Below are 16,552 nucleotides of genomic sequence, written 5' to 3'. Positions count from 1 at the left end.
GAGGACTAAACGGTCACTGGACCCGCGAAAGCGCGCCTGTTTCGAGGTGCTGGGCGATCGGCCGGGGCAGCACGTAGGCCACGGCCCCGCCCGGCGTCCCGTTCCACGGTGCGGTGATCCCGGTGACCACGCGCAGCGGCCGCAGGACGCGGTACAGGCGGTGTTCCCGTTCGCGGTCCGCGGCGAGCGACGTCTCGACGAACCGCGCCGGCTCGGCGTGCACGAGGTTGCCGGTCTCGTTCCCGAACCGCTGCACGGTGGTGCCCGCCGGCAGCACGACGATCCGCTTGCGCCGGAAGAAGTTCAGCGGCGGCTCGCCCCGCAGCGGCAGGATCGGCCAGTCGGCCGGGTTGTCGGCCTCCTCGCTCGCGCCCACGGTGGCCCGTGCCGGATACAGCAGCAGGGTGCCGAGGAAGAACCGCGCCGCCTCTTCGAGCTTGGCGAACGCCACCGGCTCGTCCGTCGGCGGACGCGAGACCTCCCAGCCGTTCTCGGCGCGGCGCAGGGTCCAGAGCCCCGGTTCCGGGACCGCGTTGGCGCCGATCCGGTAGGACGTCGGTGCGACCCCGTGCTCGGCCAGCCGCTGGTACAGGACGTCCAGCACCTCGACGGCGCGGATGTCGCGGCCAGGCTCGCCGTCACGTTCGACGCGGGTGCGGACGCTTTCGTCCGGCAGATCCGCTTCGGTCTGCGGCGGCCGCGGTTTGCCGACGATCTCCGCCTCGGCGGTCGCCCGCACCAGCTCGCCGACCAGCGGCGGCCGGAACCCGGCGGCCCGGATGTGCTCGACCAGTTCCGGCTCCGGCGGCACCCCGTACTTGCGCAGGTAGTGCGGGACGGCCGCGGGCCAGATCCAGACGCCGTCGGTGTGGAACGCGTTCGGCACGTCCGGCGGGCCGTTCGGGGTGAAGATGTCGGGCTGCGGACCCGGCCGGGACAGCGCCACCGGCGAGCGGAAGAGGTAGTCCAGCACGCCGCGGACCTGGTCCGGCGGCACCGGCGGCCGGTTGACGACCGGGCGTTCGCCTTCGTTGTGCGCGTCGGCGATCTTCGCGTGCCGGAACGCCACGTCCAGCGGCAGCCCGGCCTTGGCCGCGAGCCAGGCCGGGACGTGCTTGTGGTCGCGCGGGAAGATCACGAGCTCGGTCGCGTACGCGCGGGGCGTCGGCTTCCCGCCCTCGTTCGGCGCGAGCCGCCAGGTCGGTTCCTGTTCGGCGTCGAAGTCGAAGTCGAAATGCGATTCCGAGTCCAGCGTGAAGGTGCCCTGGAACCAGGTGCCGGTCTCGGGGGTGTGCATCGCCGCGCGCAGCCGCGCGAACAGCGTGCCGAGCTCCGGCGGCGCCGCGATCGACACCGAAACCGGGCCGTTGCCCTCGTCGCCGACCGAGCGGACCTCGAGTTCGGCGTAGTCCCCGACCTGCCGGAACTGGGCGCCGACGCGCTGCCAGCCCGGCGGCAGCACCCGCAGCAGGGTCCGGCCGATGGCGCGCAGCAGCGGGGGCTGGTCGCCCGTGCCGATCTCCGGCCGGGCTTCCGGCGTCTCGACGAAGTCGTGCCTGGTCTGCCACAGCGCCGTCAGCCGTGACGGCGCGGCCGTGGTCGAGAAGTCCGTCAGGCCCAGTTCGGCCGCGCGGGCCGCGTCCTCGCCCGCCCAGCGCAGGGTCAGATCGCCGCCGCCGGTGTGCGGCGCGATCTGGAAGTGCTCGTCGTCGAACCGGCCGTGCGTCTGCAGGCTGAAGGTCGCGCCGACCTCGCCGTTCAGCACCACCCGGGCGGCGCGGCCGTCCCACTCACGATCGAAGCCCTCGGGCGCCGCTTCCCCCGGCGGCGCGATGAGCAGCAGCGTGCCGTCTTCGGTCGACCGCTGGGCCGCGAAGACGGTTTCCCCCCAGACGGCGTACAGGCCGTCCGGCCGCTCCGCCGCTTGAACCCGGTAACGCACGATGTGTCCCCTCCCCAAGTTCCCCAAACCGGAGGTAAATCTAGTGGGCCGGATAGCGGGCGTACCACCGGTCGTCACCCGGCGCGTTCCCGCCGAACTCCGCGAGCGCGTCGTCCGCCAGCGCACCGATCACCCCGGACAGTTCCAGCTTCGAGACCCAATCCGTGTCGAGTTCTTCCTCTCCGTACATCGCGCCGACGAGGTTCCCGCAGATCGATCCGGTCGAGTCGCTGTCCCCGCTGTGGTTCACGGACGCGAGCAGCGCGGTGTTCGGATCCGTGGTGGTCAGGGCGACGTAGACCGACATCGAGAGCGCCGTTTCGCCGATGTTCCCCTGTCCGAGCGTCTCGAGCTTCTCCGGCGTCGGGGCTCCCTTCTCGGCCAAGGCGAGCGCCTCGTCCAGCGCGACGCTCTGCTCCTCGTGCCCCGGATACTTCTCCAGTTCGGCACGGGCGATCGCGACGGCGTCGAGCAACGGTCTCCCGAGCAGCAGTTCGTGCACGATCACCGCGAAAGCCCCCGACGAGAGATACCCGCTCGGGTGACCGTGGGTCAGCGCCGCGCACTCGGCACCGAGCCGGAACACCTCGGCGAGATCGTCCGACCACAGCGCGATGGGCGCCACGCGCATGACCCCGCCGCAGCCCTTCGAGTTGTTCACCGGCTTGTCCATGCCGGCGCGCACGCCCGTCTTGCCGTACGCCTCCAGCTCGCTGAAGCAGGTGAGACCGGGCGCGCGACGGCTGAACAGCTCGCGGTTGGTGATCAGCCAGCCGTCCGGTTCCGTGCTCGTGTTCTCCGGGCCGCGTGCCCGTTCCCACGAGACGCCCTGGGTGTGCAGCCAGCGCTGGTAGGCCAGCTGGAGCGACTGCTCGACCGGAACCGTGCCGTGGTGGGCTCTGATCAGGCCCTCGACGGTGAACAGCGTCATCTGGGTGTCGTCGGTGATCCGCCCGAGCCCGCCGTACGCGGGGATGAGGCCGGTGATCCCGTCGGGTCCGGCGATCTCCCGGATGCGGTCGATCGAGTCGAACTCGGTCTTCGCGCCGAGCGCGTCGCCGAGAGCCCCGGCGAAGAGGCTGCCGCGCAGCCGCGAACGGGTCGCCGGATCGTGAAGCCACTCGCGCATTGGTCTACTGATCTCCTCGTGGGTACCGCTTCGCGTCCCAGCGGCGCCGCTCTTCGGGCTCGCGGGGCAGGCCGAACCGGTTGAAGTAGTAATAAGCGTCGCCCGCCAGGCCGTCGACGACGCCGAGTTCGCCGAAAGCGGCGAGCCACGACTCCGGCAGACCGGGCACGGTGAGCCTGGCACCCACCATCGCCCCGGTCAGCGCCGCGGTCACCGAGCCGCCGCGAGCGGCCAGCGCCAGTGCCGCCTCGGGGTCGTGGCCCCGTTTGGCGGCGGCGAACAACGCCCTGCCCAGCACCGAAAGCGGCGACCGGCCGTCCCCGATGCTGTCGAACTGTTCGACGTCTTCGCCGTCGATGTCGTTCCTGAGGTCGAGCACGGTCTTGACCAGGTCGCCGACCTCGCCGTTGTACTCGCCGAAGCCTTCGAGGAAGTTCGCCACCGCGGGCTGGCCGTTCCGGGCCGCCAACTGGGCGCGGAACAGGTTCACCAGCAGGTCGGCGCCGTGGACGACCTCGTGGCCCGCCGCGGAACCGACCAGCTCACGGACCACCTTCATCGCGTAGACGGCGTTGTCGGCGGGACCTTCCACGCCACCGGTCACCGTCGCGGCGAGCGCTGTCGCCAGCATCGTCGAGAACTCGGCGGGAGCCGGGCCCGCGCCTTCGGTGGCCTTGGCGACCCAGCCGTCCGGCCGTCCGCCCGCGGGCAGCGACGCCGGGATCTCGGCCTTGTCCGGGGTCGGATCCAGGCCGCGGATCACCGATTCGGTGTGGAACAGCAGTTGCCGGGTCAGCCCGCCGAGCGGCAACCCGTCCGCCGGATCCGCGCCGGAGCCGAGCGCGTCTCCGAGCGCGAAGCCGACGTACGCGCCGAGAAGCCGCGGGTACGCGAAGCTGCCGACAGGGATCGTCGGGTTGTAGAACTTCCCGAACGTCCAGGCGGCCGGGCGCGGTTCGCCGTCGTCGTAAAAGTGCGTGACCAGGCCGTTGGCGAACAGGTCTTCGGGCAGTTCCGGCAGCGGACGGCCGTCGTGCTTCGCCCGGGAGCGCTCGAACGACAGCGTCGCGGCACGGACGTAGCGGGTGAGCTCGTCGGCGCTCAGGGAATAGCCGTTGTCCCTGGCCTGGTCGACGAGGCTGCGCAGGTTCGCGACGGCGTCGCCGTCGTACTCCCCGCTGAAGTACGCGGGGCGGCCGACGGACTCGGGGCGCTCGGTGCCCTTCGGGAGTTCGAGGTCGGCGACCTGCCGCAGCGTTTCCGGGTAGACGTTGAAGGTCTCGGGCCTGCCCGGGTTGACCAGGAGGCCGACCCCGGGGGTGTCCTTGGCGCGTCGCAGGAGCACGCGGGGCTGGATCCGCTGCCACATCGTGTACTCGGACGGGATCTGCGCCTCGGAGGTGTAGACGACGAACCTCGCGCCCGCGTCGCCGAAGTCGCGGACCTGCAGGTGGCCGTCCTTCGCCGGGGCGAGCACGTCGAGATCGAGCATCCAGTGGACGAACTCTTCCGGCGTGATCCATTCGACGCGGAGGTAGCCGAGAAGCGTCTCGACCTCGCTCTCCGGCTTCGGCCGTCCGGAGAACCGCGGCCCCGGCCGGTGATCCGGATTCGCGCGGACGGCGCCGGTCGGCTCGCCGTACAGCGTGTGCTGGTCCCAGCGCAGGATCGCGGCCTTCGGGACGGGCAGACCTGGCGCCACGGCAGGATCGAACTCGGGATCGACGACCTCGGCCCAGCGGGTGAACGCGTCGTCGTCGCCATCGCCGCCCGCCGCCGAAACCGCCATCAGCTCCAGGTCGAGCCGGATTTCCCCGCCGTCGTCCGGCACGAAGGCGACCGGGCTGGGGAACAGCCCGGCGCCGGGGTCGGTCCCGTCGAGCCAGCCGACGGAGTTGTAGGTGACGTTCCAGCCGTCGGTCGCGCGCACGACGTACTCGCGGCGGACCCGCAGCGCGCCGGTCCCCTCCCCACCTCGGCCCGTCAGCCACTCCTCGACGCGGCTGACGGCTTCCTCTTCGTTCATCGTCCCCATTCCAGATTCACCAGCGCGGATACCGCTGGGCCCAGCCGTCGACCTCGTGCAGCGCCGAATGGCGGTCGAAGTGCCAGAACGCGTCCGTCGCGATGTTCTCCACCAGGTACCGCAGTTCCAGCTGCTCGACCCACTTCTGCGGCAGACCGGGAATGCCGGTGCGGGCGCCGAGCAGCGCACCGGCGATCGCCCCGGTGATGGCGCTGCGGCCCGAGTGGTTGACCGCCCGTAGCAGCGCCTGCTCCGGGTAGTTCTCGAAACCGGACAGCGCCGCGAACGCGCGGCCCAGCACCGAAAGCGTGCCCTTGCCGTCGCCGATCAGTTCCGGGACGCGCAGATCGGGCAGGCCGTGCTTGCCGAAGAACGGCACCGATTCCGCGACCATCGCCTTGAGATCCGCCCAGACCGGCCCCCGCTGGTGCGGGTTCTGCTCGGTGAAGATCTCGCGGGAGGTGTTCCAGATCGGGTAGCTGAACGCCTCCGAGGTCAGCGCGGGTTCGAACAGCCAGGTCAGGTAGGTCGCCGCCTCGACGTCGATCTCCCCGGGATGGGTGACCGAAACGAGGTCGCGCACCGCCTGGCGGACCCCGCCGCTCATCGCGGTGCCGGGCCCGGCCGCGGTCATCGCCGCCGGCAGCGCCGCGACCAGCGCGTCCGGCCCGCTCAGCGGCATCGCTGTCGGCGAGATGGTCGCCAGCGCGTGGTACGCGTTCAGTTCGGCGTCGTCGGGGGTGCGGCGGACGCGGAGCTCCGGCACCTTCACCAGCCAGCCGTCGGCGTTGTCCAGCGGTGCGCCCTGGGTGTGCAGCCAGCGCATCAGCGAGTTGCGGGCGACCGTCCCGAGCGCCTGTTCCGCACTGCGGTTCTCCGGCTGCTCGCGATGAGGGCTGCGGATCACCGCCTCGGTGTAGAACAGCAGCCGCTGGGTGAGCGGCCCGATCCGGCCGGGCAGATCGAACGCGACCGGCAGGTCGGTGACCCCGTCCGGGCCGTAGGTGCCGTGGATCTCGTCGAGCCGCATCCGGTCGACGGCCGCCCCGAGCGCCTCGCCGAGCGCGAAGCCCACGAAGGCGCCCGTGACGCGCTGCCAGCCGTAGCGCGAGCTGGAGCGGTCTCGCTCGAAGTACTTGCCGAAGGTGTCCAGGCGCGGCTGGATCTGCCCTTCGTTGTCGTAGCTCGGGGCCAGCCCGTTCGCCCGCAGGTCGTTCGGACGGCCGCGCGGCGGTTCCGGCCGCTTGAGCGCCGCCAACCACGACTGGCCGAGGACGGTCTTCTGGCATTCCTCGACGGTCAGTTCGAAGCCGCGGCGGCGGGCACGTTCGGCGGCGGGCAGCGGCGGCTTCACCGGTTCGGGCAGGCCCATCTTCGCGGCGGTTTCGGCGGCGAGGGTCTCCAGTTCCGGATCCGCTTCCGGGCAGCGTTCGTTGACGTCGACCGGGGTGTCCCGGCGCGGGAACTTGGCCGCGGTCCCGGCGAGTTCCGCGCCGCCGACGTCCTCGAACGTCGCGGGCCCGCCGTTGATCACGAGGTTCGGCGGGCTCTCGTACCCGGCCAGCGTGGCGATGTCGACCTTCCAGTACCCGTGCTCGCGGGACGGGAGGTTCCTGGACGAGCTGAACACCCTCAGCTCGGCGCGTTCCTCGTTGAAGTAGAAGCGTTCCGTCTTGCCCGACGCCAGGTCCAGCGGGACGTAGACCTCGCAGCGCAGCAGCCCGATGAGCAGCTGTTCCCTGGTCAGCCAGCCGACGCTGGCGAACGACAGCAGCGTTTCGAGCTTGTTCTCCGGCTTCGGGTAACCGCGGCGGACCGGACCGGCCTTGTACTCGGGGTTCTCCCGTTCCTGCCCGGTCTGCACGCCGTCCGCGTTGACCTGGACCCAGCCCGCGACCACCGCGGGCGGGACCCCGAGGTCACCGAGCCCGGCCTTGGCGTACTCGGGGTCGACGACCTCGCGCCACGCCTCCTGGCCGGGGAACGCGACCGGGACGCTGAGCCCGCCGGGCTGCGGATGCGCCTGGCGCAGCTCGCCGTCCGGCTCGCGGACGATCACCGACGGCGGCGGGAAGATCTCCTTCTCGGCATGACCCTCGTCGAGGAAGGCGATCGTGTTGTAGGGGACCGACCAGCCCTCGGGGATGCGCAGGACCTTTTCGTGGTGCACGCGCAGGCCGGCGCCGCCCGGTGCGGACACGTCCGGACCGTGGACCGCGCGCAGCCACTCTTCGACCTTGGCTACCGCTTCCGCCGATTCCACCTACTCGATCCTCTCCAGGCTGCCGTCGGACACGTGCTCGGCGATGGTCCTCGGGAGCACGTAGGCCACCGCCCCACCAGGCATGTTCGCCCAAGGGACGGTGACTCCGGTGATCACGTGGAGCGGGCGGCGCAGCCGATAGGTCCCACCGGCGCGTTCCCGTTCCAGCGGCAGGGACGTCGTGGCGAACCGTACCCCTCCGTGATGAACCAGATTGCCGGTTTCCTCGCCGAACCGCAGTACGACCGTACCGGCGACCATCCGGCTGACGCGCTTGTTGCGGAGCAAGGTGAGGGGAGGCTCACCCGCCGCCGCCTGCACCGGCCAGTCGGCGAGTTCCTTCGCGGTCTCCAACGGTGTTTCGTGTCCGGCCGTCATCCTCGCCGGATGCAGCAGGACGGCGCCGAGGAGCTGATGCGCCGCGTCTTCGAGCTTGTCGAAGTACTTCGGCGACACCGGGACGCCGCCCGAGTACGCGGCGACCTCCCAGCCCTTCTCGGTGAAGTTGAGGCACCAGGCGCCGTCGGCGCGGTCGCCGATGCGGTACGCCTCGGGCCAGACGGCGTGCTCGCCGAGCCTGCTGACCAGCACGACCAGGAGCTCTTCGTCGGCCAGCGACGGATTCGGCGACGTCTCCAGCTCCGCGGCGATGTCGCCCTCGGTCTTCTTGACGTCGGAGCGGCCCGGTTTCGGCCTCGGCTTGCCGAGCAGGTCCGCCTCCGCCGTCCGCCGTACGAGGTGCTCGACGTACGGCGGCTGGAACCGCTGGCCCCGAATGTGCGCGACCAGCTCCGGTTCCGGCGGGATCCCGTATTTCCGCAGGTAGTGCGGCACGGACGCGTGCCAGATCCAGGTGCCGTCGGTGTGGTAGCTCTCCGGGACGTCGCCGTCGGCGTCCGGCTCGAAGATGTCCTTTCCGAGACCGCTGCCCGAGAGGATCGCCGGTTCGCGCTCGAGATACTGCGCGACCAGCGGCGCTTCGGACTCGTCCAGCTCCGGTCTGTCCACCACCGGCGGCTTGCCCTCGGTGTAGGCGTCGACGATCCGGGCATGCCGGAACTCGACGCGCAACGGCAGCTGCGCGCGCAGCCGCCACCAGTCCGGGACGTGCTCGTCCTCGCGCGGGAACGTGGCCAGCTCGTCCGGGTACGCCGAAGACGCCGGTGCCTTGGTCCACGCAGGTTCGTCGTCGAGGGTGAAGTCGAAGTCGAAGGTGCCGTCGGGTTTGAGCGTGAACCTCGACTGCAACCAGGTCCCCCGGCCGGTGTCGTACATCCCGGCGCGAAGACGGCCGAAGAGCTCGTTCAGCTCGGGCGCGGGCGTGAGGTTGTGGCCCTCGATCTCGGTGTGCTCTCCGGCCTGCCGGAAATCGGCGGCCGCGGCGTGGGCGGGGTCGGTGATCCCCGCCAGGATGAGCCTGCCGATCTGGATCAGCAGCCCGCGCTGTTGTTCCGAAGTGAGCTGTTCCACGTGAATCATTCCGCCGGAGGTTCGTACTTCGGGAAGCGCGGCTCCGCCCGGAACGACGGCGGTTCACCGGCGGCACGGCGCGCCAGCTCGTCCTCCCACAGCTTGAAGGTGCGCTTGCGGAGCGACTGGATCAACGCCACTTCCTGTGGCTGCATCCCGCGCTCTTCCCGCTTGGCCTGCGCGTACAGACCATCGATGGTCTCGTAGAGCGCGAAAGCCGCCCCCTCGCCTTTCAGGTAGCGCGCGCGGGCGAACTCGGTCTCCTGCACGAACTTCTGCTCGGACACCTTGCTGATGTCCGAACTCGCCATCGCGCGAAGGACCTCGCGGACGTGACTCGGATCCTCCTCGAACTCGCCGGTGCGCAGGTTGAGGAGATACCCGGTGAGGCCGCCGTCCGGCGTCGCCTCGACCCGGTAGGTCTGCGCGTAGTAGGTGAAGTAGGCCGGTGTCTCGATCACGCGCTCTCCTCCGGGGGCTTCGGCAGCCCCAGCCGCAGGCCTTCCATGAACTTCACCCGCACCTGGTTGATCAACGCGGCTTCCAGCTGTGCCTGTTCCCTGGTCAGCCTGCCTTCGCTCGCCTCGTCCGCCGCCCGGTTGTAGGTCGGGAAGTCCCGGCGGACCTCGTACAGCGCGTGCTCGAACACGGCGACGTCGTCGATGCTCTCCAGGTGCAGCCGCAGTTCGGCGACGTGCCCGTTCGGCAGCCGGACGTTCATCTGCAGGTCGCGGTAGCCGCTCGCCTGCGGATTCGCGAACCGGTCCTCGAATTTGACGATCTTGAGATCCGGATGCGCCATGACCGCGTTCAACGCGTTGTAGGCGTCGGCGACCGTCTTGAACTGGATCTTCGCGCCGACCAGATCGACCAGACGGGAGGCGTCGCCCCCGTACTTGGCGATCTTGGCCATCGCCCGGCCTTCCTTCTTGGGCTCGGTCCGCGCGCCCGCCGTGCCGTCGTTGTCCCCGGCGATCTCGGCGACGATCCGGTTGAGCCTCCCCTGGTTTTCGGGCCACGCGGCCGCTTCCCGCCGCAGGAACTCCCTGATCCGGGGTTCGTCGCCCACGTGCTCGTCCGGGAAACCGGCGTGGACCCGCTCGCTCGGATCGACGCCGGCGGCCACGTCGGCCGCCGCTTGTGCGAGCTCCCGCTGTTCCGGAGTCAGTGGAGTCTCGCCGGGGCCTGCCTGCTCCACGTCGTCGATCAGCCGATAGTCGCTCGAATGTGCTTCACGGATCGCGTCTTCGAGCATCGGGATCGCTTCCGGATGCTGGAGAAGGCTGCCGATGGTGACCGGGTTGTGCAGGAGCGACTCGGCGAGGTACGCGTTCGCGGGGTCCTGCAGCAGGTGCATGAGCTCGGGATGCCGGGGCAGCTGCTCGGCGATGAAGTCCCGCATCGGGCCGAGATCGTGGGTGACGCCGTCCTCGTCGACGTGCTTGGCCCGGTCCTTTTCCGGATCCAGCCGGTCCAGCGCGGCCGAGATCTCGGGGTCGTTCAGGAACCGCTCGACCTCGGCGCGGACCGCCGGGTCCACGTCGCCCGTGTTGTCGTGCGCCATGCCGTAGCCCCCGTCGCGCGGCGGCGTGACGATCGGGCGGCCGTCCGGGCCGATCCGCGACGGCTGCACGTCAGGCGTGTCTTCCCTGGCGTACGCGATGCGCGGGTCCACCGGCTGATCCGGTCGCGCGAACGCGATCCGCGGGTCGACGGGCCGCGCAGAAGCGGTGTCGGTCTGCGTGGTGTGGCCGTCGGTGTGGTGCGCGGCCGGGCCCTCCGGGACGCCGACGTGCATCAGCCGCACGCCCAGCGGCGGATGCGGCAGGTTCATCAGCGCACCGGACTGCGGATCGATGAACGCGACGCCGTCACGGGTGTTCGCCACCATGGCGACGTGGCCCCGCTCGACGCCGTTCTCGTCGAGGTACTTCACCGCCACGACCGCGTGGTGATCGGTCGGCATGTCCCGCATCTCGCGGATGACCGTGTCGTAGTCGGCCCGGTCCGAGAACTGGCCGCCGAAGCGCTGTTCGACGTGCTCCAGCGTGCCGCGGCCGTCCATCTCGTGCACGAGCAGCGGATCGGCCGTCGAGTCGATGCCGTTCAACCGGTCCATGTACGCGCCCGGGGTCCGGGTGCAGTTGGACCGGTAGCCATTCGCCAGCGCGTCGGGGTCGTTGAAGTGCGGGTTGACCTCGCCGAGCCTCGGGTGCCGGTCCGCGAGGTAGGCGGCCTGCTGCTCGGGGCTCGCCGTACCGGCGTGGATCGCCGGTTCGCTCGGCGGGTTCGTCGCGACCGCCATCGACGAGTAGTCCCGCTCCGGGGCGGGAAGCTCGGCGGTCTGGTCGCCGTCGGAGTGGTCCTGAGCGGGCTGTTCGCCGTACTCGGGTCCCTTGTCCGCGTCCGCGACCCCGTGCTCCGCAGGGTTTTCCGTGGTGAGGTGCGGGGTCTGCGGTTCGTCGAAGCCGCCGAGGCGCGCCATCGAGCGTTCCTGGGCGAGGCGCGCGAGTTCGGGCGCCTCCGCGGCGTGCCGGGCCCGCCGCTCGTCCATCTTCTGCTTGGCGGTGTCGGGGTCGAGATAGCGCGGGTCGCCGGGAGTGACCTCTTCGGCGTGGATGACCCACTTCGGCCGGTCGACCAGCGGCGGAGTCTTGAACTCCTTGCTGTGCACGTAAAGCTGGGTCGCCGGCTTGTTGATGGACTCGTTCTCGCCCGGGTTCTCGGCGAGCGACGAGACGTCCTTGCCCGTCTTCGAGACGATGTGGATCTCGACGTCTTCGCCGAACTTCGACTTCGTGTCGGGCGACGTCTTGATGGTGGCGCTGGTCATCGTCGGCTCGGGGACGGTCTGACCGGGTTCGTAGTGCGCGGCCATGATCGCGGCGGCCCGCTGGTCGCCCTTGGTGTCGATGCCGCGGATGGCTTCGCCGTGGAAGTCCGGCAGCTCGTTGAGCGCGCCGACGATCGCCCGGGTGCTCCGCTGGGCGTTCTCGAAGTCGGGGTGCGACTCACCCCGGCGGTTCGCCTCGTTGATCGTGTAGGCGTGTTCGCGCGAGTACGAGTAGATCGCTTCCGCGGCCTCGGGCGAGACGCGGTCCTTCAGGGGGCTGGCTTCGAGCCGCTTGAGCGCCTTTTCGCGGGCCTGCTCGGCGAGGTCGGTGCTGTCGTAGCGGTCACGGAGGCTCTGGTGATCCTCCGGCGTACCGCGGAAGTCGTCGTCGCCGAGGTAGCTCTCGTCGAGTCGTGACGGCGTCTCTTCAGGACCCCGGAGCCGCTCGCTGATGTCGAGTTCGGTCTTGGGCGCCTGCTCCTGGACGGGCGTTTCGGTGTCGCCGGTCTTGTCGGGCTCGTCGGTCTTGTCGGTGTCGTCGGTCTTGTCGGTGGGCGTCTCGGTGTGCGTCGTCTCCGGTGCTTCCGGCGTGTGCGCGTGCGGAGCGTCGCCGCCGCCCATCGGCATCGCCTTGATCGACGTCGGGTCGTCGGGCAGCGTCGCGAGCCGCCCGGTCATCGGGTCGGCGAAGACCACGCCGTGCGGCGTGTTCACCGCGGCGACGATCCGCGTCTCGATCCGGTCCATGGATCGCGGCGAGCCCGCCGGCGCGTTCGGATCGGCCGCGGCGTGATGCTCGAACGCCACCGCGGTCCGCGCGCCGACCGGGCGTTCGCCCAGCTCACGGGCAATGTCGCCGAAGCCGTTCCGATCCGACCACTGCCCGCCGAGCCGCTCGCTGACGTGCTGCAGCGGCGATCCGCCGGTCGACGGCCCGGCGACCGCGTCGCCACCGTCCATCCGGTTCTCGAACGCGACCAGCGCCTCGGCCGAGTTGGTCTGGAAGCCGTCCTTCCACGACTCGGGCGCGTAGTAGTTGCGCGTGTTGGCCTCGCCGATCGCGGGAAGCTCGTCCATGACCAGCCGGACCTGCTGATGTGGCGTCTCGGTCGAACCGGCGTGGATGACCGGCGTCCCGCCCTCGTCGAGCGGCTTCGCCAGCTCGGACCAGCCGCCGTCGGGAACGTGTTCCCTCGGCTTGGGGACATCGCGGACCGGGGCGTCGGCGGCGTCGATCCAGCCGCCCTTGCCGTCGGAGATCTTGGTGTCGAGGCTGGCGAAACCCTTGTTCTGGAACAGTTCCGGGTGATCGCGGCGCAGCTGCCGGTCGCGGTCGGCCTCTTCCTGAGCCAGCCGTTCCTGCTCGGCGTTGTTGAACTCGCGCCGCTCGGCGACCTTCTGCTGGACCTGGTCCGGGGTCAGGTGGCCGTCGTCCCCGGCGACGACCTCTTCGCATTCGACGATCCACTTCGGCTGGTTGCCCGCCGTGCCGTCCGCGACCCGCGCCGCGTATTCGGGGTGCTCGGGATGCCCCGGCCCCGGTTTGACGTCGGTGACACGCAGCTGCGTCGCCGACTTCATCAGCACTTCGCGCTCGTCCTTGATCGACGCGAGGTCCTCGATGTGGCGTCCGGTCTTCGACTGGATGCGCATCTCGACTTCGCCGGAGAACGTGCTGCGCGGATGTTCGGGCGTGACCCGTGACGTGCTCAGCATCTGCGGGTCGACGATGACGTTCCCCGCGGCGTGCGCCGCGAGGAAGCCCTGGATCGCGCTTTCGTTGCCGTGGAAGTTCACCCGCCGCGAGACGACACCTTCGTACGCGGGCATCTCGTTGAGGCCGGAGGTGATCGCCTCGATGTGCGGCCTGAGCGCGTCCAGCTCCGGACCACCGTGACGCTGGGCGTGCGTGATCCGCTCGGCCATGTCGGTCCGCGTGTAGCTGTGCACCGCGTACGCACCCTGATCCGACATGTTCTTGACACGAGGGTCTTCGTGCGCCTGACGCTTGTCGAGTGCTTCACGACGGACCTGCTCGGCCCGCGACTCCCCGGTCTCGGCGTCGAAACCACGCCTGTCGATCTGCGTTTCGGCGAGCGCGCGGTACGCCGCCGGGTCGTCCGTGTGGAACTTCGGATCCGTCAGGTACGGCTCGTCGATCGTGGAACCGACGTCGTCCGAAGTCTTGTCGTCGGGCGTGACGTCCTGGGGCGCCTCGGTCTCGTGCGGAGTCTCGGTGTCCTTGGGCAGGTCGGCGTCGTCGTCGAGTTTCCCCTGGTACGACTGGGTCGCGGGTTCCTTCGGCGGTACGGGTGCCTGCTCCGCCGGGCGGACGGGCTCGGCCTGCTGCGGCGGGCGCTGCTGCTGCGGACCCGGGTTCGCGTCCTGACCGGGGCGCGGCGCCGGGACCTGCGGCGGACGTGGCGGCTGCTGGCCACCGAACCGCGGCGGCTCGGCGCCGGGCGGCATCGGGCGGCCGGGCTGCGGACCGGGGTGCCGGGGCTGTCCGGGGTGCTGGCCAGGGTGATGCCCGGGCGGGGGCGGCGGCACGGGACCGCGATTGCCCTGGAACGGGCCGTTGCCCGGATGCTGGGGCCGCGGCGGGGGCGGCGGGTGGCCCGCCGGGCCGCGGTTGCCCGGAGGCGGACCGGGCGGAGGCGTCTGCGGCCGCGGCGGAACCCCGCCGGGGCCCGGCCTGCCCTGATAGGCCTGCGGGCCCTGCGGCGGCCGAGGGCCTTGGGGCGGCGGTTGCTGAGGACGCTGCTGCGGATATCCGCCTTGACCCGGGTGCTGGGGAGGCGGCGGCCCGGTGGGACGCGGTCCCATCGGACCCTGCTGCCCACGAGGCGGCATGGGTCCCTGACCACCACCGGGAGGCGGTGGAGGCGGAAAACCGCCCGGTGGCGGTTGCTGCTGCATCGGCTGGCCCTGGAAGGGCATCTGGGCGGGCGGCTGGTCGAAGCGCGGCTGCTGCGGTCCGCCGTTGCCGGACAGACCGGCGGCCTGGACGCTGTCGTTCGGCCGGGGAGGCCGGGACGGATCGTGCCCGCCCGGCGGGAAACCGCCCGGTGCTGGCCCGTTGCCTGGCGGGTTGCCGCCGGGCGCCATGCCGTGGCCGCCCGGGCTCGATCCCTGGTTCGGCGCCATGCCGTACCCGCCGGAAGACGACCCACCGGTCGAGCCCGAGGAGGCGGCCGGCGGCATCGCGCTGGACTGCGAGGGGCTCGGCGCCGGTCCCTGCGAGGGACTGGGGGCCGGGCTCGACGCCGGAGTTTGTGCCGGACTTGCCGCCGATGTCTGGGCGGGTGTCTGGGACGCGGCCGCCGGTGTCTGCGCCGGACTCGCCGCTGGTGTCTGCGACGGAGTTTGTGCTGGTGTCTGCGCCGGTGCTTGTGCCGCCGCCGCGGGTGCCTGCTGCTGGTTCGCCGCCGCGGCCTGCTGTTGCTGACCGGAACCGGCGCCGTTGTCCGCGGCCGGTGCGTTCTGGTGGGGCTGCGCCGCGCGCTGACCGTCGCCGGTGTTCGCCGGGGCGTCCGCCGGACGTTCCGGAGCCTGCGTCGACGACTGGCTGACCCGGTCGCTGTCCGGCGCCCGCTGCGGGCCGTTCTCCGAACTCGGCGTGTGCTGCTGTGAGGCCTGCTGAGGCGCCTGGTTCCCGCCGTCCGCCCGCGACTGCGACTGCGACTGCGAACCGGACGACCCGGACGACGGCTCGGACGAACCCCGCGACGAAGAATCGCCACTAGAGGACGAATCGCGGCTCGAAGACGAGTCACCGTCCGAAGTGGACCGCGACGAGGAGTCGCCATCAGAGGACGAATCGCGGCTCGACGAGCTGTCCGGAGAGCGCGAAGGCGTCCCGGAGTCCCCGGAATCCACGTCCGGCGTCGTCGGACCGTCGACGTCCGGCGTGGCATCGGGCGTGTTCGCGGTGCGGATGTCGCCGATCTGGCTCTTCGCCCCGTCGACACCACCGCCGACGGCCCCGCCGGAAGCGCCCATCAGGACGTCCTTGGCCGAAAGCTTGTCCAGGTCACCGGTGACGGCGGCCTGCCCGACCGTGCTGGCGACCCCTTCGGCCGCGCCGCGCACGGCACCCCGCGCCGCGCTGTCGACGATCTGGCCGCCGACGCTGTCGGAAAGTCCCTTGGTGGCGCCCTTGCCGATACTGCTGCTGCCCGCGCCGACGACGCCGTCGACGGCACCGCTGATCGCGGAATCCTTGGTCTTGCTCAAGTCCCAGCTGTCGCGGTCGCCCTTGGCCATCTGCAGGCCCTGGATGCCCGCGTCCATGGCGAGGTTCATCGCCGTGTTCTGCAGGACCTCTTTGCCGATCTTCTTCAGGCCCTCTTTGAGAAGCTTCTCGAGGAGTTCCTTCGCGACCTTCTTGAAGCCTTCCTGCGCGAGCTTCTGCATCAGCTGGCGGAAGATCATCTGGACGGTCATGCGGGTGGCGATCTGCGCCGGCGCGATCCCGGCCGTCGAGCCACCGAACGTCACCGCGGCGGCCGCGATCATCGCGACGATCTGCGCGGCGAGGATCACCAGCGAGATGATGATCATGTACTTCGTGTACTCGACGTCCAGCGCGGTCGCGTTGCACGAGTCGCCGAGAGCCTTCGACGAATCGGCGAGCGACTTGAAGTACGCCTCGTCGCCCTCGACGAACTTCTTCCAGGCCTCTGCGAACTTCTCCGCGCCCTCGCCGGTCCAGCCGCCGAGGACCTCGGTGGCGCCCTTGGTCGCGGTGTCGGCGATCGGCTGGACGGCCTTCGAAGCGTTGTGCCAGGCGTCGCGCAGTTCGCGGAGCTTGTCCTCGTCGCCTTCGGGCCAGCTTTCCCCGACGACGATCGGCAAGAGCCACTTGACCGCGTCGGGCATCTCCATAC

7 protein-coding genes are annotated in these 16,552 nt (G+C 70.8%); all 7 read right to left on the bottom strand.

Going from position 1 to position 16,552, the window contains the following annotated elements; all coding sequences use genetic code 11:
• Positions 1–13: 13 nt before the first annotated feature.
• The 7 genes from BKN51_RS34340 to BKN51_RS34310 are packed head-to-tail and all read right to left on the bottom strand — an operon-like array spanning position 14 to position 16,550.
• Positions 14–1,942 (bottom strand): TNT domain-containing protein, encoded by a 1,929-nt coding sequence (locus BKN51_RS34340; RefSeq protein ID WP_101611557.1) that lies wholly within the window; start codon positions 1,940–1,942, stop codon positions 14–16.
• Positions 1,943–1,982: 40 nt separating this feature from the next.
• The gene (locus tag BKN51_RS34335) at positions 1,983–3,071 is read right to left on the bottom strand and encodes an ADP-ribosylglycohydrolase family protein (RefSeq protein ID WP_101611556.1); all 1,089 of its coding nucleotides are present in this window, start codon (positions 3,069–3,071) and stop codon (positions 1,983–1,985) included.
• Between the two features lie 4 nt (positions 3,072–3,075).
• Entirely contained in the window at positions 3,076–5,097 is a 2,022-nt protein-coding gene (locus BKN51_RS34330; RefSeq protein ID WP_101613629.1) for a YrhB domain-containing protein, read from the bottom strand.
• A gap of 16 nt (positions 5,098–5,113) precedes the next feature.
• Positions 5,114–7,360 carry an ADP-ribosylglycohydrolase family protein gene (locus BKN51_RS34325; RefSeq protein ID WP_101611555.1) on the bottom strand — a complete coding sequence of 749 codons (2,247 nt, stop codon included), beginning with the start codon at positions 7,358–7,360 and terminating at the stop codon, positions 5,114–5,116.
• Positions 7,361–8,830, bottom strand: a complete 1,470-nt coding sequence (locus tag BKN51_RS34320) for a TNT domain-containing protein (protein ID WP_101611554.1) — start codon at positions 8,828–8,830, stop codon at positions 7,361–7,363.
• Positions 8,831–8,835: 5 nt separating this feature from the next.
• Positions 8,836–9,291 carry a hypothetical protein gene (locus tag BKN51_RS34315; protein ID WP_101611553.1) on the bottom strand — a complete coding sequence of 152 codons (456 nt, stop codon included), beginning with the start codon at positions 9,289–9,291 and terminating at the stop codon, positions 8,836–8,838.
• Positions 9,288–16,550, bottom strand: a complete 7,263-nt coding sequence (locus BKN51_RS34310; RefSeq protein WP_101611552.1) for a WXG100-like domain-containing protein — start codon at positions 16,548–16,550, stop codon at positions 9,288–9,290. The genes BKN51_RS34315 and BKN51_RS34310 overlap by 4 nt, the downstream gene beginning before the upstream one ends.
• Positions 16,551–16,552: the final 2 nt, after the last annotated feature.

Source organism: Amycolatopsis sp. BJA-103 (assembly GCF_002849735.1).
Lineage (GTDB): Bacteria > Actinomycetota > Actinomycetes > Mycobacteriales > Pseudonocardiaceae > Amycolatopsis.
This window is presented reverse-complemented; position numbering and strand designations above follow the sequence as displayed.